The 17,689-nt window shown below is 71.3% G+C and carries 19 protein-coding genes and 2 tRNA genes; 7 read left to right on the forward strand and 14 right to left on the reverse strand.

What is annotated here, in order from left to right; genetic code table 11:
• Nucleotides 1-43 precede the first annotated feature (43 nt).
• From ACFPYL_RS09490 to ACFPYL_RS09500, 3 genes are all read right to left on the reverse strand, one after another.
• Complete coding sequence (locus tag ACFPYL_RS09490) at nt 44-787, reverse strand: 3-methyladenine DNA glycosylase (protein WP_379153271.1); 744 nt, start codon at nt 785-787, stop codon at nt 44-46.
• Nucleotides 788-919: 132 nt separating this feature from the next.
• Nucleotides 920-1,546 (reverse strand): hypothetical protein, encoded by a 627-nt coding sequence (locus ACFPYL_RS09495; protein WP_379153272.1) that lies wholly within the window; start codon nt 1,544-1,546, stop codon nt 920-922.
• On the reverse strand, nt 1,543-2,073 hold the full coding sequence (locus tag ACFPYL_RS09500) for a SigE family RNA polymerase sigma factor (RefSeq protein ID WP_379153274.1): 531 nt from the start codon (nt 2,071-2,073) through the stop codon (nt 1,543-1,545). Before ACFPYL_RS09500 ends, ACFPYL_RS09495 begins: the two co-directional genes overlap by 4 nt.
• Before the next feature lie 84 nt (nt 2,074-2,157).
• Between ACFPYL_RS09500 and ACFPYL_RS09505 the strand changes: the two genes are divergently transcribed.
• The 6 genes from ACFPYL_RS09505 to ACFPYL_RS09530 all read left to right on the forward strand — a co-directional run bounded on the left by ACFPYL_RS09505 (nt 2,158) and on the right by ACFPYL_RS09530 (nt 6,439).
• On the forward strand, nt 2,158-2,883 hold the full coding sequence (locus ACFPYL_RS09505; RefSeq protein WP_379153276.1) for a M15 family metallopeptidase: 726 nt from the start codon (nt 2,158-2,160) through the stop codon (nt 2,881-2,883).
• A 24-nt stretch (nt 2,884-2,907) separates the two neighbouring features.
• Nucleotides 2,908-3,717: a fumarylacetoacetate hydrolase family protein gene (locus ACFPYL_RS09510; RefSeq protein ID WP_379153278.1), complete on the forward strand. Its 810-nt coding sequence runs from the start codon at nt 2,908-2,910 to the stop codon at nt 3,715-3,717.
• Nucleotides 3,714-5,180 carry a glutamate--tRNA ligase gene (gene gltX / locus ACFPYL_RS09515; protein WP_379153280.1) on the forward strand — a complete coding sequence of 489 codons (1,467 nt, stop codon included), beginning with the start codon at nt 3,714-3,716 and terminating at the stop codon, nt 5,178-5,180. The genes ACFPYL_RS09510 and gltX overlap by 4 nt, the downstream gene beginning before the upstream one ends.
• A 1-nt stretch (nt 5,181) precedes the next feature.
• Nucleotides 5,182-6,138: a CPBP family intramembrane glutamic endopeptidase gene (locus ACFPYL_RS09520; RefSeq protein WP_379153282.1), complete on the forward strand. Its 957-nt coding sequence runs from the start codon at nt 5,182-5,184 to the stop codon at nt 6,136-6,138.
• A gap of 51 nt (nt 6,139-6,189) precedes the next feature.
• Nucleotides 6,190-6,261 (forward strand) — tRNA-Gln (locus ACFPYL_RS09525).
• Between the two features lie 105 nt (nt 6,262-6,366).
• Nucleotides 6,367-6,439, forward strand: a tRNA-Glu gene (locus ACFPYL_RS09530).
• A gap of 77 nt (nt 6,440-6,516) precedes the next feature.
• Here the strand turns inward: ACFPYL_RS09530 and ACFPYL_RS09535 are convergent.
• The 11 genes from ACFPYL_RS09535 to ACFPYL_RS09585 all read right to left on the reverse strand — a co-directional run bounded on the left by ACFPYL_RS09535 (nt 6,517) and on the right by ACFPYL_RS09585 (nt 16,404).
• Nucleotides 6,517-6,978 carry a PRC-barrel domain-containing protein gene (locus ACFPYL_RS09535; protein ID WP_379153284.1) on the reverse strand — a complete coding sequence of 154 codons (462 nt, stop codon included), beginning with the start codon at nt 6,976-6,978 and terminating at the stop codon, nt 6,517-6,519.
• A 114-nt stretch (nt 6,979-7,092) separates the two neighbouring features.
• Nucleotides 7,093-7,395 (reverse strand): hypothetical protein, encoded by a 303-nt coding sequence (locus ACFPYL_RS09540; protein WP_379153286.1) that lies wholly within the window; start codon nt 7,393-7,395, stop codon nt 7,093-7,095.
• Between the two features lie 173 nt (nt 7,396-7,568).
• Nucleotides 7,569-8,174: a GerMN domain-containing protein gene (locus tag ACFPYL_RS09545; protein ID WP_379153288.1), complete on the reverse strand. Its 606-nt coding sequence runs from the start codon at nt 8,172-8,174 to the stop codon at nt 7,569-7,571.
• A 50-nt stretch (nt 8,175-8,224) separates the two neighbouring features.
• Nucleotides 8,225-9,577: a sensor histidine kinase gene (locus ACFPYL_RS09550; protein WP_379153290.1), complete on the reverse strand. Its 1,353-nt coding sequence runs from the start codon at nt 9,575-9,577 to the stop codon at nt 8,225-8,227.
• Between the two features lie 32 nt (nt 9,578-9,609).
• Nucleotides 9,610-10,314 (reverse strand): response regulator transcription factor, encoded by a 705-nt coding sequence (locus ACFPYL_RS09555; RefSeq protein ID WP_379153292.1) that lies wholly within the window; start codon nt 10,312-10,314, stop codon nt 9,610-9,612.
• Nucleotides 10,315-10,435: 121 nt separating this feature from the next.
• Nucleotides 10,436-12,127 carry a hypothetical protein gene (locus ACFPYL_RS09560; protein WP_379153294.1) on the reverse strand — a complete coding sequence of 564 codons (1,692 nt, stop codon included), beginning with the start codon at nt 12,125-12,127 and terminating at the stop codon, nt 10,436-10,438.
• A gap of 105 nt (nt 12,128-12,232) precedes the next feature.
• A complete protein-coding gene (locus tag ACFPYL_RS09565; RefSeq protein ID WP_379153296.1) occupies nt 12,233-12,610 on the reverse strand; it encodes a hypothetical protein in 378 nt (125 codons plus the stop codon).
• A gap of 98 nt (nt 12,611-12,708) precedes the next feature.
• Nucleotides 12,709-12,984 (reverse strand): STAS domain-containing protein, encoded by a 276-nt coding sequence (locus ACFPYL_RS09570; RefSeq protein ID WP_379153298.1) that lies wholly within the window; start codon nt 12,982-12,984, stop codon nt 12,709-12,711.
• Between the two features lie 188 nt (nt 12,985-13,172).
• A complete protein-coding gene (locus ACFPYL_RS09575) occupies nt 13,173-14,651 on the reverse strand; it encodes an amidohydrolase family protein (RefSeq protein WP_379153300.1) in 1,479 nt (492 codons plus the stop codon).
• Between the two features lie 44 nt (nt 14,652-14,695).
• The gene (locus ACFPYL_RS09580) at nt 14,696-15,850 is read right to left on the reverse strand and encodes a DUF1214 domain-containing protein (RefSeq protein WP_379153302.1); all 1,155 of its coding nucleotides are present in this window, start codon (nt 15,848-15,850) and stop codon (nt 14,696-14,698) included.
• Nucleotides 15,847-16,404, reverse strand: a complete 558-nt coding sequence (locus ACFPYL_RS09585; protein ID WP_379153304.1) for a TetR/AcrR family transcriptional regulator — start codon at nt 16,402-16,404, stop codon at nt 15,847-15,849. The genes ACFPYL_RS09580 and ACFPYL_RS09585 overlap by 4 nt, the downstream gene beginning before the upstream one ends.
• Nucleotides 16,405-16,457: 53 nt before the next feature.
• Between ACFPYL_RS09585 and ACFPYL_RS09590 the strand changes: the two genes are divergently transcribed.
• Nucleotides 16,458-17,687 (forward strand): sulfotransferase family protein, encoded by a 1,230-nt coding sequence (locus tag ACFPYL_RS09590; protein ID WP_379153306.1) that lies wholly within the window; start codon nt 16,458-16,460, stop codon nt 17,685-17,687.
• Nucleotides 17,688-17,689: the final 2 nt, after the last annotated feature.

Consider the following 17,689-nt stretch of genomic DNA (forward strand, 5'->3'; position numbering starts at 1 on the left):
GAGGTGCGAAGGCCGCCAGGCCTGAGCCTCGAAACCACCACCCTCAGACCGCCAGCAGTCGCTCGCACTCCTCGATCAGTCGCGCCCGCAGCGGTTCACCCCGGGCAGCGAAGACCCGCTGGGCCTCGGCGTACTCCGCCTTGCCGGCGGCGGTCTCGACCCGGACGGGGGAGAAGCCCAGGTCCTGCAGGTCGTACGGCGCGGCGCGCATGTCGAGCTCGCGGATATCGCGGGCCAGCTCGAAGCAGTCCGCGACCAGGTCGGAGCTGATCATCGGGGTGAGCCGGAAGGCGTGCTTGTAGAGGTCCATCCCGGCGTGCAGGCAGGCGGGCTGCTCGAACTCGGGCCGGTCCGATGCGGTCGGCGACAGGGTGTTGAGCGGCGCCGCCGCCGGGGTGAAGAACCGGTAGGCGTCGAAGTGCGAGCAGGCGATCCGGTGCGACTCGACGACCTCGTCGGTGCCGGCCGGGCCGAGGCGGAGCGGCCAGTCGGCGTGCCGGGTCTCGTCCTCGGAGAGCCGGTAGACCATCGCCCACTCGTGCATCCCGAAGCAGCCGAAGTTCGCGGGCCGGCCGGCGGTCGCGCGGAGCAGGCGGGACAGGGCGATGAGCAGCGGCTGCTGGGATGCGACGTGCTCGGGCGTCACGGCGCCGTCGGCGTACCCCTTCAGCCCGTCGTACGACGGTGCGTCGAGCAGCCGTACGCCGTAGCCCGGGTGCCAGCGGCGCAGCTGGGCGGGCCGCTGGGCGTAGTAGGTGAAGAGGAAGTCGTGGACGGGGTGCTTCACGCTCTCGGAGCGTCGCGCCAGGTGGGGCGCGACAAAGGCGTCGACCCGCGCGGCGTGCGCGTCGGCAGACGCCTGCCACGACTCACGCTCCAAGACCCGCACAGCCGTCAAGGCTAGGCGAGGGTGATCGCCTCAGCCCAACCCGTGACGAGCACCCGGGCCGACGTGCACGCTGCCGAGGAAGTCGACCATGGACGCCTCGTCCCAGCCGGCGCCCTTCGGGTACTGGATGCGCACGACGCCGGCCGGCTCGCCGGGCGCCGATCGGGTGGCCAGGGTCGTGTAGCCGGAGTCGCCGGACACCCAGAAGCGCCGGCCGTCCTGGTCGACCGCGCGGCCCGACGGCGGGTTGGCGTCGAAGAGGATCACGAGCTTGCCCACGAAGACGTTCGGGTCGTCCGACGTGGAGCCGTCGTCGGGCACGATCGTCACCGCGGTGGGCTGCTGGGCCTGCACCGACCACCCCTTCGGCGTCAGGTCGAAGGTGTACGGCGTCGCGTCGAACGTCTTCGCCACCAGCTCGACGCCGGACGAGGCGGTCACGGCGGGCGCGCCCGGCTCGTCGTCGCCGACGACGACACCCACGCCGACGGCCAGCACGGCGACCGAGGCCACGCCCGCCAGGCCGGCGCGGAAGCGCCGACGGCTCCGGCGGCGCGCGGCGGTGCGCGCGCGGGCGAGGTCGGCGGCGGGGTCGGTCGCGGGACGCTCGCTCCCGGCCACGGACTCGAGCGCCTGCTTCAGGTCGTCGGACGTCACCAGACCTCCAGGGGGAGCAGGTCGAGCGAGCCGAGCTGCGCGCGCAGGTGGGCGAGCGCCCGGGCGTTCTGCGACTTCACGGTGCCGGTCGAGCAGCCGAGGATCCGAGCGGTCTCGGCGACGTCGAGGTCGTGCCAGTGCCGGAGAACGACGACGGCGCGCTGCCGCGGACCGAGCGACGCGAGCGCCGCGCGCACGAGCTCACGTGTCGCGGGGTCAGGGGCTGCGACGGCCGGCTCGGTCGCGAGTGAGAGCGCGGGGTCGGCGACGACCGACTCCCGGCGCCGGTGCGCCCGACGGGCCTCGTCGATGAAGACGTGGGTGAGGCTGCGGCGCGCGTAGGCCAGCGCACTGTCGGCGCGGCGTACGCGTCCCCACGCCAGGTAGAGACGGGTCAGGGTGGTCTGCACGACGTCCTCCGCGAAGGCCTCGTCCCCGGCGCACAGCAGGGCAGCCGTCCGCATCAGGTCGGTCCGGTGGGCGCGCGTGAAGGCCACGAACTCGCTCGATCGCTCGTCGTCGCGCACGCCGCTCCTCTCACCTGGTTGACGGGTCCCGCCGACTGAAGGGTTGCATGCAACCTGTCGTCGCGGCGCACCCGTCAACCGGGCGTGAGGACGAGTACGCCGTGGGCCGTCGCCGCTGTCCTGCTCGCGACGGCCTGCTCCACGCCGTCACCGCCGCAGGGGAGCGCGCCGGTGACACCGCCGGTCGTCGAGACGACCCCGAGCCCGGCGTCGGCCCCAGCGGTCTTCGACCGCACCCAGCACTCGACCACCGACCCGGCCAGCACCTGGGTGGTGGTGAACAAGAAGCACCCGCTCCCGCCCGACTACCGCCCGGAGATCTCCCTGGTCCGCGGCTACCAGGTCGCCACGCCGGCCGCGGAGCCGCTGACCCGCCTGCTCGACGCGAGTGATGGCGTCGGACTGGGCTTCAAGATCGCCAGCGCCTTCCGGTCCTACGGCTACCAGGAGGGCGTCTACGCGAACGTCGTCGCCGCGAGCGGCCCGGCGGCCGCCGACCAGGTGTCGGCCCGCCCCGGCCACAGCGAGCACCAGACCGGGCTCGCCGTCGACCTCGTCACGCCGGCCAGCCCGGGCTGCGACTTCGAGGCCTGCTTCGCGCAGACGCCCGGCGGCCGATGGCTCGCGCAGCACGCCTGGCGCTACGGCTTCGTCGTCCGCTACCAGCCCGGCTCGACGGCCGTCACGGGCTACTCGCCGGAGCCCTGGCACCTCCGCTACGTCGGCCGGGACCTCGCGGCCGAGCTCCGCCGTACGCACGTCGAGACGCTCGAGGAGTTCTTCCACGTCACCGGCGGCGACTACCCGTAGTCCGGGGGTCGATAGGCTCGGTGGGTGCGCATCGCGAGATTCACCACGGGCGAGGACCCGATGTACGGCGTCGTCACCGGCGAGCTGGACGAGTTCGGCCAGCCCGACCCGGAGAGCATGGTCGTGGCCCTGGCCGGCGACCCCCTGTACGTCGGCGTCAAGCTGCTCGACCAGGAGTACAAGCTGGAGGACGTGCGCCTGCTGGCGCCGGTGCTCCCGCGCAGCAAGGTCGTGGCGATCGGCAAGAACTACGCCGCCCACGCCGCCGAGATGGGCGGGGAGCCGCCGACCGAGCCGCTGATGTTCCTCAAGCCGAACACCAGTGTGGTCGGGCCCGGCGACCCGATCTTCTACCCGCGGCAGACCAACAACCTGCACTTCGAGGGCGAGCTCGCCGTCGTGATCGGCCGGATCTGCCGCGACGTGCCGCCCGAGCAGGCGACCGACGTCATCCACGGCTACACGATCGCCAACGACGTGACCGCGCGCGACCTCCAGAAGAGCGACGGCCAGTGGACCCGGGCCAAGGGCTTCGACTCGTTCTGCCCGCTCGGTCCCTGGGTCGAGACCGACCTGGACCCGCACGACTTCGCCGAGGGGCGCAGCATCCAGACGCACCTCAACGGCGACCTCCAGCAGGACGGGTCCACCCAGGACCTGATCTTCGACATCCCGACGCTGATCTCCCACATCACCAGCGTCATGACGTTGCTGCCCGGCGACGTCATCCTCACCGGCACCCCCGAGGGTGTCGGGCCCATGGAGGTCGGTGACGAGGTCGAGATCTCGATCGCCGGTCTCGGCACTCTGACCAACAAGGTGGCCCAGCGATGACCAGCCCCGTCCGCGTCCGGATGGCTCCGAGCCCGACCGGCTCCCCGCACGTCGGCCTGGTCCGCACGGCGCTCTTCAACTGGGCGTTCGCACGTCACCACGGTGGCACCTTCGTCTTCCGCATCGAGGACACCGACAAGGAGCGCAGCACCCAGGAGTCGTACGACGCGATCCTCGACCTGATGCGCTGGCTCGGCCTCGACTGGGACGAGGGCCCCGAGGTCGGCGGTCCCTACGCGCCGTACCGCCAGAGCGAGCGCAGCGACCTCTACACCGACGCGCTGGCCAAGCTCGCCGCGTCGTCGTACACCTACGACTGCTTCTGCACGACCGAGGAGGTCGACGCGCGCCGCAAGGCGACCGGCTCCAAGGTGATGGGGTACGACGGCTTCTGCCGCGACCTCGACCCGGCCCAGCGTGCGGCGTGGGAGGCCGAGGGCCGCTCGTCGGTCGTCCGCTTCCGGATGCCCGAGGGCTCGATCACCTGGCAGGACCTGGTGCGCGGTGAGGTGACCTTCGAGACGCAGTACGTGCCGGACTTCGCGCTCTGCCGCGCCAACGGGGACCCGCTCTACACCCTGGTCAACCCGGTCGACGACGCGCTGATGCGGATCACCCACGTGCTGCGCGGCGAGGACCTGCTGTCGAGCACGCCGCGGCAGATCCCGCTGCACGCGGCGCTGATCGAGCTCGGCATCGGCACCGTGATGCCGGAGTTCGGCCACCTGCCGTTCGTGATGGGGGAGGGCAACAAGAAGCTCTCGAAGCGCGACCCCGAGGCGCACGCCCTGGCTTACCGCGACCAGGGATTCCTGCCCGAGGGGCTGCTCAACTACCTGGCCCTGCTGGGCTGGGCGATCGCCGCGGACCGCGACGTCTTCTCGATGGAGGAGATGGTCGCCGCGTTCGAGATCGGCGACGTGAACCCCAACCCGGCACGCTTCGACCTCAAGAAGGCCGACGCCATCAACTCGGCGCAGATGCGGCTGCTGTCCGTCGACGAGATCACCGACCGGGCGCTGCCGTTCCTCAAGGCGGCCGGCGTGGTGTCCGACCCGGTCAGCGACGCCGACGCGCAGCTGCTCGAGCAGGCGATGCCGCTGGTCGCCGAGCGGATCAACAAGCTCGCCGAGGCCGTCGACATGCTGGCCTTCCTCTTCGTCGACGAGGCGGCGTTCGCCGTCGACCCGGCCGACGCGGAGAAGCTGCTCAACGACGACGGCCGCGCGGTCGTGGCCCGCGCGATGAACCGGCTCGAGACCCTCGAGAGCTGGTCGACCGCCGCGATCCAGGACGCGCTCCAGGCCGAGCTCGTGGACGGCATGGGCCTCAAGCCGCGCAACGCGTTCGGACCGGTGCGGGTGGCCGTCACCGGGCGCCGGATCTCCCCGCCGCTCTTCGAGTCGATGGAGCTGCTCGGCCGCGAGCGCTCGCTGCGTCGGCTCCAGAGCGCGCTCGGCTGACATGTCGGAGGGGTCGGGGCTGCCGTACCACCTGGTCCAGCGAGGTGGCCGGCGCGGCGTGTGGCGCCCGTTCGCGGGCATCTTCCTGCTCGTCGCGTCCTTCCTGGTCCTCGTGCCGTTCCTCGTCCAGCTGCCGTTCGCGGTCGGCTTCGCGGTGTCCGGCAGGGACGTCGGCGACGAGCTCACCCGGATCACCGACTTCGACCACCCCACCCCGCTGGGCCTCGCCTACCTCAACCTGGCGCTGGCCGGCGCGATCCCGGTCGCCTGGCTGCTGACCTGGCTGCTGCACGGGCTCCGTCCCGGCTGGCTCGCGTCGATCGCGCCGCGGATCCGGTGGCGCTGGCTGCTGGTCTGCTTCGGGCTCGCGTTCATCGCCCTCTTCGCGACGCTGGTCGTCTCGGCGATGGTGCCGTCGTCGGCCGACGACCCGCAGATGAGCGGCCAGCTCAACGACTTCACCAGCACGACGCGTGACTACCTGCTGGTCATCCTGCTGCTCACGCCGTTGCAGGCGGCGGGGGAGGAGTACGCGTTCCGCGGCTACCTGACCCAGGCCTTCGGCAACATCTTCGGTGGCGCCTGGGCGGCCGTGCTCTTCCCCGCGCTGCTCTTCGCCCTCGCCCACGGCAGCCAGAGCACCCCGGTCTTCTTCGACCGCTTCGCCTTCGGCATCGTGGCCGGCCTGGCCGTGGTGCTCACCGGTGGGCTCGAGGCGGGCATCGCCATGCACGTCCTCAACAACTGGCTCGCCTTCGGCCTGGCGCTCGCGTTCAGCGACATGGCCTCGACGCTCAACCCGACCGGCGACAGCTGGTGGACCATCCCGGTGACGCTCACCCAGTCGCTCGTCTACCTGGGCCTGGTGCTGGTCGTGGCCCGCCGCCGCGGGGTCCGGACGGCCACCGACACGGCGGCCGAGCCGGGCGTTTTGGAAGGCTCCAGACCTCGCGTGTAAGGTTTCTTCTCGGTTCGGAGACGAGCCGAGCGGCCCTCTGCTGGGGGCCATTGGGATATGGTGTAATTGGCAACACGACTGGTTCTGGTCCAGTTATTCTAGGTTCGAGTCCTAGTATCCCAGCGAAGATCGCGGCCCCCGAGGTTGCTCGGAGAGCCGCGATTTTGTGCGTCACGAAGGCTAACGCTAGAGTTTCGCAGGTTGCTCGGGAGGACATCCCAGAGCGAAGCCCCCGTTGTGTAGCGGCCTAGCACGCCGCCCTCTCAAGGCGGTAGCGCCGGTTCGAATCCGGTCGGGGGTACAGGTGACGGACGAGGGGCCCTGTCCAGCAGAGATGCTGGGCAGGGCCCCTTTGTCGTGGAGCGAGGCTCGACCACGTCATCGATGCGGGGTCTCCCAGAAGGGTCGGACCCCGAACGCCGCGTAGGCGGCGGCGAACGGGACGTTCGCGTGCCCGCTCGCTCGGCCGGGAGCTCGGGCGGCCGGCGAGGTCAGGTGGCGGAGCGGGTGGCCGTGCGCACAGGCATGGGACCACGTGAGACGGACCCGGTCGCCGGTGCGGGCCACCGCCTCCACCGGCACCAGTGACTCGCCCTCCGCCAAGCCGAGGAGACCGCCCGAGGCGACCGAGAGCAGACGCGGTCGGCGCTCGGCGACATCGATCACGAGGTCGGCGATCTCGCCGATTCGGAGACCGTCGCGACCGAGCAGGACGAGACCCCGGAGGTCGTCCTCCGACGAGCTCAGCCGGAGGTCGCTGGCCGACAGGTAGACCAGCTCTGCCGCCGGCGTCGTGGCCCTCCCGTCGGTGTCCGTGCCGCGGAGCGAGTCAGCAGGCACGTCGGACCCGTCGGATGGGCCCGAGCCGCCGCTCCGCGCGCAGCGAAGCCGCCCGTGCCCGTGCGAGGACCTGCTCACGACGCAGCGCTTGTCGGAGCTCGAGTGTCGTGGTGGTCATGCCGCGGTCCTGGAGACGAACTGGACCCGTCCATCGCGATCGGTCACGGCGTCCAGCTCTCGACCCTCGACGCGCTCGAACGCCTCGGGTGCGAGGTAGAGCCGCCCGCCCTCCTGCTCGACGATGCGATCGTTCGTCTGAGGACCCGGCACGATCCGCACGTCCAGGGTCGCGTCTGAACGCGCCGGTCCGTGCACGTCGTCGCGCGGAGCGATGCGTACTCCGGATGTCGGGGCCAGCTTCGGATGAGTGGTGACGCGTCGGATGACGGTCATGGCACGCGGGGTGATCGTGAGCATCGTGTGCTCGCCTCCCTTTGGTGGACGTCTCGGTCTCTCCATCCATGCATGACCCCGTGACCCCGACAAGGCGTTCGCTCGCTTTGACGGAACCTCGCCCACCCACCGTCATGAGATCGCAACATGACCGGTGGGGGAGCTGTCATCTGCGGTGTGGCGATGCCGCCGCGGGGTCAGGGAGCCGGGCAGCCCAGCGACTCGGCCGGCCGCAGCGCGGTCGGGAGGAACTCCTCGTAGTCCCCGGGTCGCACCGGGCCCTCCGTCAGCACGCCTCCGGGCATGGGCGCGCGCACCTGCTCACCATCGTCGACGAACGTCACCGCTTCGACGGCCGGTGCCGTGGTCACGGTGAGGACGACCTGGGCGACCGCCAGGGGCAGCTGCTCGGCGCTCAGCGACGCTCCCGGGTCGATGTCGACCTCCGCGGTCCCCCCGCGGACGGCCACGAGGTGGAGGACGAAGTCCGTCGGGAGGGCCGAGGACCGCCCGGCGGCTCGAGCCTCCTCGGAGGGACCTGTGGTGAGACTCGTCAGGAGGTGCTCGACGAGAAGGCTGGGCGACGAGGTGCAGGAGTCCGCGGTGGCTTCGGGTAGCAACCGGTCCCCGTCGACCCAGAAGACGGCAGGAGCCGTCGCCCGAGTGATCGCTCCCGTGGTGGGTGCTGGCGAGGGCTGGTCGGACTCGAGGAGGCGGTACGGGACGGCGTCGCGATCGACGGTGCGCACGTCGCCGCCGTCGGGCACGCCGCAGGCCGCGAGGATCAGCATGCCTGTGGACACCAGACCGATCGCGCGTGCTGCCGTCCGTGCTGTGGAGTTTGTCGGGCCCCTCATCGCTCGGGCCCGTCGACGATCGGCAGCCTGACGACGAACACCGCCCCGCCGGCCAGGCCGTCGGCGCACCAGACGTCGCCTCCATGGGCTCGTACGGTCTGCTCCACGATGCTGAGCCCGAGACCGCTCCCGGTGCCGTCCTTGTGCCCTCCGGCGCGCGCGAACCGTTCGAAGATCCGGATGCGGTCTGCCACAGGAACGCCGGGGCCTTGGTCCTCGACCCGGACGTCGACGACGTCACCGCCGACGCCGGCGCCGACGTGGACGGTGACACCGGTCAGGCCGCCACCGTGGAGGTCGGCGTTCCGGAAGAGGTTGGTCATGGCACGGAGCATCTGCAGTCGGTCCACATGCACCCAGACCCCGTCGTCCCCGGCCGGTTGCCTGGTGGCCAGGTCCGGGGCGTGGCCGGCAGTCTTGAGTGCCTGGGCGACGAGCTCCGTGACGGCGACGTGCGCGCGGTGGGTCTCGTCGCGACCAGCGTCGAGCTTGCCGAGGGCCAGGAGGTCCTCCAGGGCGCGACGAAAGCGATCGAGCTCGTCGGCCATCAGCTGCACAGCGCGCTCGGTCCGCGGTGACAGATCGGGGCTGTGCTCGAGCAGGCTCAGGCTGGTGGTCAGGGTGGTGACCGGCGTCCGCAGCTCGTGGCTGACGTCTGCGGCGAACCGGGCATCCCGCTGGATGCGGCGATGCAAGGCGTCGACCATGTGGTTGAAGGAGCCTACGAGGGCGGCGAGGTCCGGGTCCTCGGTGGTGTCGAGGCGGGTGGACATGTCGCCCGCCGAGACCCGTACCGCCGCGGACGTGACGTCCTGCAAGGGCGCGAGCACTCGGCGGCTGACGAGCCGACCGACGCCCGCTCCAGCGAGTGTCGTGACGGCGGCGCAGGCAGCCAGGGCCGCGCCCAGGGTCCACAGCGTGCGGTCGAGCTCCTCGGCGGCTGAGACCTCGTAGTACTCGGCATCCACGGCCGGCAGCGGAATCCCGACCACGATCGACGGTGGGTCGGTGTCCCCGGTCCACCCCACGCCGACCGTCCCCTCCGCGACCGCCGGCTGGGCGACGGTGGTCAACGCCGGGCCGGCGCCGTCCAGCGTCGAGGAGTACCACTCTCCGCGGCGACGCACGTAGATGATCGCGCCGGACGGGGGGCTCAGGGCGCCGAGCACCTCGTCGACCTGGGCACCCGACGTCTGCAGGCTGTCTCGCACCCTCGCGCCGTCGGTGAAGGCCTGGCGCAGGGCAGTCCGCTCGCGTTGCTCGACCAGGAAGTGCCGCGACGAGAAGTAGGTACCGATGGCGAGCGAGGCAGACAGCAGCAGCGCGCCGAGGGCGAAGGCGATCGTCACCGACGTCCTCAGTCCTCGGCGGGGGACGATCGTCATTGCACGTCCAGCCGGTACCCGAGCCCGCGGACCGTGACCAGCAGGTCGGGCGAGCTCGGCTCGACCTCCACCTTCTTGCGGAGCCGCCGGACGTGCACGTCGACGATGCGCTCGTCACCGAAGAACCCGCGCTCCCACACGTGCTCCAGCAGCGAAGCCCGGCTCAGCACGCGACCGGCATTGTCGACCAGCACGCTGAGCAGCCGGAACTCGGTGTTGGTCAGGTGGATCTCGTCCTCGCCACGCGTCAGGCTCGCTGCGTCCCGGTCGAACACGAGGCGTCCTCCGCGCGAGTCGAGCACGATTGACTCGGTGCCGGCACGTGCGCCGCTGGCCAGGGAGGGACGCCGTAGCCAGGCCCGGAGCCGGGCCTTGACCTCCTCGACCAAGAAGGGCTTCGTCACGTAGTCGTCGGCACCGGCCTCCAGAGCGGCCACGATGTCCTCGACACCGTCGCGCGCGCTCATCACGAGGATCGGTGCCTGTGTCTGGGGTCGTGCGCGTTGGATGAAGGAGAACCCGTCCATCCCGCCGAGCATCAGGTCCACCAGCATGAGGTCGAAGCCGACGGGGTCGGCCACGAGGACCAGAGCCTGCTCCGCCTCGGCCGCCTCGACCACCTGATAGCCCTCGTCCTCGAGCACCATCCTCAGGGACGCACGCAGGCCAGCGTCGTCCTCCAGCATCAGGAGCCGAGTCATTGCTTCATGCTCTCATTGGCCCGGACGTGGTCGGACGCGGCGGATGGTCCGGGCCGGGAATGTCATGAGACTGCAAAGAACCGGAAGTCCCGATCGTGCCGACCACGGCCCCTGGCGCACGTCAGGGGAGCCCGAGGTCCACCCGGTCGCCGATGGTGACCGTGCCGTCGGTCGCGACCGTGATCGGCACCAGGCCGGTCTGCATCCCGGAGGAGGCATCGACGTACTGCAGCTGGACGCTGAGCGCCTTGAGAGGAGTGGAGACCGGTGTGGAGAAACGGTTGAACGTCGGGTTCTCCTCGACGCCCCCGGCCGTCCCGAGCTGGGTGATCACGGTCCAGGTGACGTCGTCGGTGTCGGTGTTCCAGACGACCCACGGCCCGGCCGGGTCGTGCAGGTGGCCGTAGGTGACGATGCCCGGTGGCAGGTCCGCGATGCCGTCGTCCACGGGAGTGGTCAGGGACGTCGCGGACGCCTTCACGTCCCCGAGGTCGACCCCCAGGTATCCGGCCACCGCCCGGGGCTGGTGCAGCACGACGTCGTACGCCGCGGTCGGATCCTCGCCGTCGACCGACGACCGCAGGGCGGCACCGATGTCGGCCTCCGTCGTCCCGGTGTCGTTGACCACGAGCCCGCCGAAGAGGGCCTTGAACGCCGGATCGCGAGCGCTGGCGACACGGAGTCCTCCGGCCTCGACGATCTCGGTGTCGGGAACGGCGACGCCCGCCTCTTGCAGCTGGTCGACGGTCACGTCGGTGTCGTGATCGCCCTTGGCCGCGACCACGGGGATGCCGGGGCTGGCCGAAGCCTCGCCCGAGACGAAGCCGGCCTCGGCGACGGTGCCGTTCGAGGAGACGTCGCCGGCGATGGTGCGCAGGACCAGTGACCCCTCAGGCAGATGGTCCTGCAGGGCGGCGTACAGGTCGCGACGCACGGCGGTGGCCACCGAGCTGCCCTGGGGGTCGGCTTCGGCGAGGACCACGACCTCGCCGTCGCGGGGCGCGATGCTGTCGGCGCCTGCATCGAGCTCGTCGTCGAGCGACGTGGCGGCCGTCTGCTCGTAGCGCGTCGCGCGCTCCCTGATCCGCGCCGTGTTCTTCACGATGAACGGCTGGATCTGCTCGGCGATCTCGCGGGTCTGCGGGCTGCTGAAGGAGATGTCGTCGTGGTGGGGCAGTGCGTAGCTTCGGCCGATCGGCTGGGTGCCCTCCCAGGAGCGGAACTGCGACATCGCGAGCGAGACGGAGGCGCCCGCTCCCAGCACGACCACGGCACCGACGACGACCCACCTGGCACGGCGGGAGCGGCGCGAGGTCCGGTGCCAGAGGACCACCAGCAGCGCGCCGCCGACCGCACCCGTGGCGAGGGTGAGTCGGACGGTCGTGCTCAGGACCTGGTGGCGCAGCTCCGCGCCGTACGCCGCAGCGACACCGTCGGGGTCGTCGACGAACCTGGTGTTGGCGCGGACGAACGCCGGCGACACGTACGACGCGAGCGTCCCGTCTGCGATCGGAGGCCCGGTCGAGCGCAGCTCGGCACCGAGCCCGCCGCTTGACGTGCGACTCAGGTACACCTTTCCGAGCAGACCTGTGTCGAGCGTCGTGTGGCCGTTGTGCGCCAGCCGCACCTCGACGGGCAAGGTGCCGAGCCGATCCTCGAAGGAGGCCTGCTCCACTGCGCGCTCCAGCGCAAGAGGCGCCGAGATGAGCGCCACCGCGGCCGCGCAGACCAGCCAGCGGAGCAACCACGGCAGGGCGCCGCGCACACGCGCCGCCACCGGTCGGACCGAGGGCCTGCTCGTCCCGGCGCTCATGGACGCACCGTGACCGCGAGTCGTGGCCGGTACCTGGTGCGGGGCATCCCTCCCATGCTAGGCCGGCGCCAGGTCTTCGAAGGTCATGGTCTGCCTCGCCTTCGGTCAGTCGATGCTCAGGATCATCCATTGCCCCCAACCCGTCCCCGTGGTGGAGACATCCCATTCCCGCGCGAGGCCGTCGAAGATCGGGGCTGCCTCCCCGACGTCGTGAGGGTCCGTGCCCGCGAGCGCAGGTGTCGCGGACTCGTTCCAGGTGACGTCGAGCCGAACCAGGTCGACGTCCAGCCACCTGAGGAGGATGGTGAGTCGCGTCGGTCCGAAGCGCAGACCGTGCTGGACCGCCGCGAGCGTGAGGCAGACGAGTCGTTCGCGCCCCCGGGCGCCGAGCGCGCGGTCGTCGGCCCATCGCCGCGTCACTGCCAACGCGTCGTGGTCCAGTCGAGGATGGCACTCCAGGTCGAACCTGGTGACGCCCGGCATCCCTGCGATGCTCGTCTGGACAAGGCTTTTTGTGCTACATCCGGCCATCGCCGTCCTCCTGCCTGTCTCGGCTTCTCCAGCGACCCATGCGTCTCCGGTCAGGCACGCGGCGCCTGAGGACGCCGCAGCAGATCGATGCGCTCGAGAACCTCGCGGCACTGTCGCGTCGGATTCAGCAGCAGGACCTCGATGCCGACGAGCGAACAGCGCCGTCGCGCCCACAACAGCTGGGCGATCGTCGTGGATGACATCCGAGCGATCGCCGACATGTCGAGCACCAGCGCTCGCGGTGCGAGACCGAGAGCGGCGTCCAGCTGCCGGTCCAGAGCAGCCAGCGAGCTCTCCAGGCTGCCCGGCGGCACCAGGACGACCACGTCTGCGTCGCCGACGTCCTCGACCAGCCCGAGAACCGCGCTTCCAGGTCCGGACCGCATGCGTTTCGTTGCGGCTGCGCGAACGCGCTTGTCCCGAGGTGGCATGCCTCTCACGGTGTCGCGGGAACATGACAGTCCCCCGGACTGCAGCATTGCAGTCTGATGACAAGCCGCAGGTGCTGTCGCTCTCAGCGCATCTCGCCGCGTACGGCGCGCCCCGGGTAGGCGTCGAGGTCGAGCCCACCGTCGCGGATCACGAAGCTGCCGCCGACGAGCAGGTGCCGGACGCCGGCGGACGGCCGGATTGGGTCCGTGACGGTCGCCTGGTCCGTGACCGCCGCCGGGTCGAGGACGACGAGGTCGGCGTCGGCACCGGGTGCGAGCCGGCCCTTGGCGCGCATCGCCGGCGCGACGTCGTCGAGCACGCGGGCCGGCAGGTAGGAGCAGCGCCGGAAGGCCTCGGGCCAGTCCCACAGCCCGTGCTCGAGGACCATCAGCCGCAGGCTGCGGGCAAAGGTGCCCGAGGTGCGCGGGTGCGTCGAGGCCCCCGGCGGCAGCGGCCACTCGCGGGTGTCGGCACGGTGGTCCGGCCACTCCAGCGGCATCGCGTCGCTGGCGACGATCGCGTCCGGGAAGGCGAGCGCCCGGCGGAGCAGCTCGCGGTCCCGCTCGTCGCGCTCGTCGAAGAACTCCACGATGCAGGTCGCGCCCGGGTCGAGCGTCCGGACCTCCTCGAGGCGGCGTACGTCGGCGATCCGCTCGCCGGTCCCGACGAGCACGATGCTCGACGGCGTCAGCCCCCAGGCGGGGAGTCGCTCCGGCGCCAGGAAGAACGCGCCGACGCTGGTGCTGCCCATGCCGTAGGGATAGGCCTCGACGGTGACCCGGGAGCCGGCGGCCCGGGCGTCCCCGAGCGTGCCGAGCACCCGGTCGACGTGGCGGCGCGAGGTGCTGTTGACGTGGCAGTGGTGCATGGCCGCCCCGGTCTCCGCGGCCGCGTTCGCGACCTCGCGGGAGCCGTCGACCGGCGTGGTGGGGTCGGCCTCGACGAGCTCGCGCACGTGCGTGAAGGTGGGCGCCCCGGCGGCAGCCGCGAGCCGCGCCACCGCGAGGTACTCCGCCGGGTCGGAGCGGGGTGCGTAGCCCATCAGCACCCCGATGCCGAGCGCTCCGGCGGCGAGCTCGCGCTCCAGCAGCCCGAGCCACGCCGCCAGCTCGGCGGGTGACGACGTGCGCTGCCAGTCCAGGTTGCCCAGCAGGTCGGTCGAGCTGTCGAACCGGGCGTTCGGGACCACGCCGGCCAGCACCTGGCCGCGGGCGTCGGACCAGGACGCCGAGAAGCCGTAGTTGAGGACCCGCCCGGCCGCAGCGGCCTCGTCGTACGCCCGCTCGATCGGCATCAGCCCGGCCTCGAGGTCCAGGTTGGTCGTCACGCCGTCGAAGGCCTGGAGCCGCTGGCCGGCGATGGAGTGCACGTGGCTGTGCAGGTCCACGAAACCGGGCCCGACGACGAGCCCGGTGACGTCGACGACGGTCGCGTCCGCTTCCAGCACCGGCGTCGCCGAGATCTCGGCGACCTTCGCGTCGCGGACGACGACGTCGGCGATCGTCTCCGTCCCGGCCTCGGGGTCGATGACGCGGCCGCCGCGCAGGATCGTCGTGGTCATGCCGTGATTGTCACGGGTGCGGTGCGCCGGCGCTTCGGTCGGGGCTACGAGATGGTGGTCGGCGCCTCGTCGATCTTCACGAGCGAGACGACCGGCGGCTCGGGTACGGCGTCGGCGAGGAACCAGCGGAAGGCCAGGTTGCCGGCCTGCTGGTCCAGCGTGCTGATCGCGTTCGGGTGCGCGAGCTGGGAGCGGGCGATCACCGTGGTGACGGTGCCGTCGGCGTTCGGGACGGCGGTGCCGTGGTTGATCGAGATGCGGCCGTCGGTGACGTTGTGGCCGGCCATGAACTGGTTCCACACGATGACGTTCCAGAACCGGCAGGTCGGCGGCCGGTGCGTGACGACCAGCGCCTCGTCGGGCTCGAGGTCGTAGCTGCCGAAGGAGTAGCAGGCGTCGGTGGCCGACCAGCCGAAGTTGAAGTCGGGCACCTGGTACGGCGTCCCGAACGTGTTCGCGACCTGGGCGATCTCGTGGCCGAGGTCGTGCCGCTCGTCGTCGTTGCGGACCCCGACCGCCAGCGGCACGATCGAGAACATCGTGCGCATCCAGCTCAGGGTCGAGCGCAGCGCCTGCGCGGTGTCGGCATCGGTACGACGCACCGGGTCGGGCTCGTCGAGGGCCTCGACATCCCACTGCACGCGTGCGCCGGTCAGCGGGTCGATCTGGTAGTCGCGGGTGAGCGCGACGGCGGCGTCGGGGGCGAGCTCGACGAAGACACCGTCGTACCCCTCGGGCCGGGCCGGGCCGAAGACCATCTCGAAGCGGCCGTCGGCGTCGAAGGTCAGGTCGCTGTCGTTGACGACGCCGATCACCCGGTCCGACCAGGCGCCGGGGGAGGGCTCGTTGTAGATCGTGATCGAGAAGTAGGCGCTGTCGCCACGGTGGCCGTGGACGCGGTAGGTGCGCGTCGGGTCGAGCACGACGTACGCGTAGTAGGAGTCGGTGTTGTCCCCGCCCCAGCGTCGGTCGCGGCGGAACGGCGTGACGGTGTCGACGAAGACCGGGCGGCCCGGGTCGGCATAGAGGTAGGTGTCGAGGCCGACGCCGAGGATCGTCGTCAGCATCCGGTAACCGTCGACGACCGCGCGCTCGCCCGACACGGCGCGGTCTCCGGCGAGGAAGGTCTGGTCGAGCTCCTTGAGCCCGTCGAGCAGCTCGTGCCAGGCCTGCGTGGACTCCCACGTCTCTGCACTCATGGGGCGATGCCTTTCAGGAGGAGGGTGGTGGTGGTGTCGATCCAGTCGTCGTCGAGCTCGCCGTCGCCGCGGAACAGCAGGGCGAGCAGGGTGGTGCCGGCCATCGCCTCGATGACCGAGCCGGGGTCGACGGGGGCACCGGCGAGCCGTTCGCGCGCTGTGCCCAGCGGCCCGTCCGCGAGCCGCTCGACGAGCGCCGCGTGCAGCGTCGGGTCCGCGGCGAACTCCGCGATCAGCCCGGGCACCGCGGCCCGCGCGACCGGGTGGGCGAACACGTCGACACAGGCGCGCACCATGGCGCGCAGGTCGGTGTCCAGCGCGCCGGTCGACGGCACCTGCACCCGCTCCGCGTCGGTCGGGAACGCCGCCTCGTGCACCAGGTGTGCCTTCGAGCGCCAGCGACGGTAGATCGCCGGCTTCGTCGTGCGCGCCCGTTCCGCGACCGCGGCGATCGTCAGGTCGGCGTACCCGACCTCGACGAGGAGCTCGGCGGTCGCGGCCAGGACGGCGCGGTCGATGCGCCGGTCGCGTGGTCTACCGGGGGCTGTCGTCATTACGAAACCGACAGTAACGTAACCGGCGTCACACCGGCAGAAGGGTGCACCTCATGTCCGTTCGGCTCGTCGACCTCGACCACCCGTCGTTCTCCCCGGAGATCACCGAGATCCGTGGGTTCATGGACCAGATGGCCGAGGCGTGCCCGCTCGACTCGGCGGCGTTGCACGAGCAGGCACGGGCGGAGACGGGGTTCAGCGACTTCGGCGCCCGGGACTACGAGGAGCGGCTCGACCTCCTGCTCGCCGCGATGCGCGACATCGACGGTCTCGACGGCCCCGGCCGGCTGAACCTCTACTCCCAGCTCCTCCAGATGCTGCGCAACCGGCTGCTCCTCACCGAGCGGCTGGCCCGGCACCCGGAGATCCACGAGATCGAGCTGGTCCCGCCGGTGGTCATCGCCGGCCTCCCGCGCACCGGTACGACGCACCTGCACAACCTGCTCGCGGCCGGACCGACGTTCCGCACGCTGCCCTACTGGGAGAGCATGGAGCCGCTGCCGATGCCCGCCGAGGTGGGCGTGGAGCCCGACCCGCGGCGGGCGCGCTCCGACCTGGCCGTCGACTTCATGAACGCCGCGATGCCGCACTTCGCGCTGATGCACGAGATGACGACCGACCACGTGCACGAGGAGATCCAGCTCCTGGCCAACGACTTCTCGACGATGTTCTTCGAGACCGTCGCGGAGGTCCCGGCCTGGCGCGACTACTACCTCGACCACGACCAGACCCCGCACTACCGCTACCTGCGCACCCAGCTCCAGGTGCTCCAGCACGAGCGCGGTGGGCGCCGGTGGTTGCTCAAGTCACCCCAGCACCTCGAACAGCTGCCGGTGCTCGAGGCGGTCTTCCCTGGCCTCACGGTCGTCGTCACGCACCGCGACCCGGTGCCGGTGACCGTCTCCATGGCGACGATGGTCGTCTACTCCGCGCGGATGCACCGGGCGCCGGTGCCGGTCGCCAAGATGGGTCGCTACTGGCGCGACCGGATCGACCTGATGCTCACCTCGCTGGTGCGGGACCGGGACGTGGTCCCGGCGGAACGCTCGACCGACGTGCGCTTCGACGAGTTCATGGCCGACGACCTCGCCACGGCCGAGCGGGTCTACGAGCTCGCCGGCGAGCCGGTGACTCCGGAGGCCGCGGCGGCGATGGGCGCCTACCTGGCCGGTCACGAGCGCGGCCGGCTGGGCACGATCGACTACCGGGCCGAGGACATCGGTCTCGACGTCGACGAGCTGCGCGAGCGGTTCGCGCCGTACGTCGCGAGGTTCCTCGCGTAGCC

The organism is Nocardioides hankookensis, from assembly GCF_042658885.1.
GTDB classification, from domain to species: Bacteria; Actinomycetota; Actinomycetes; order Propionibacteriales; family Nocardioidaceae; genus Nocardioides; species Nocardioides hankookensis.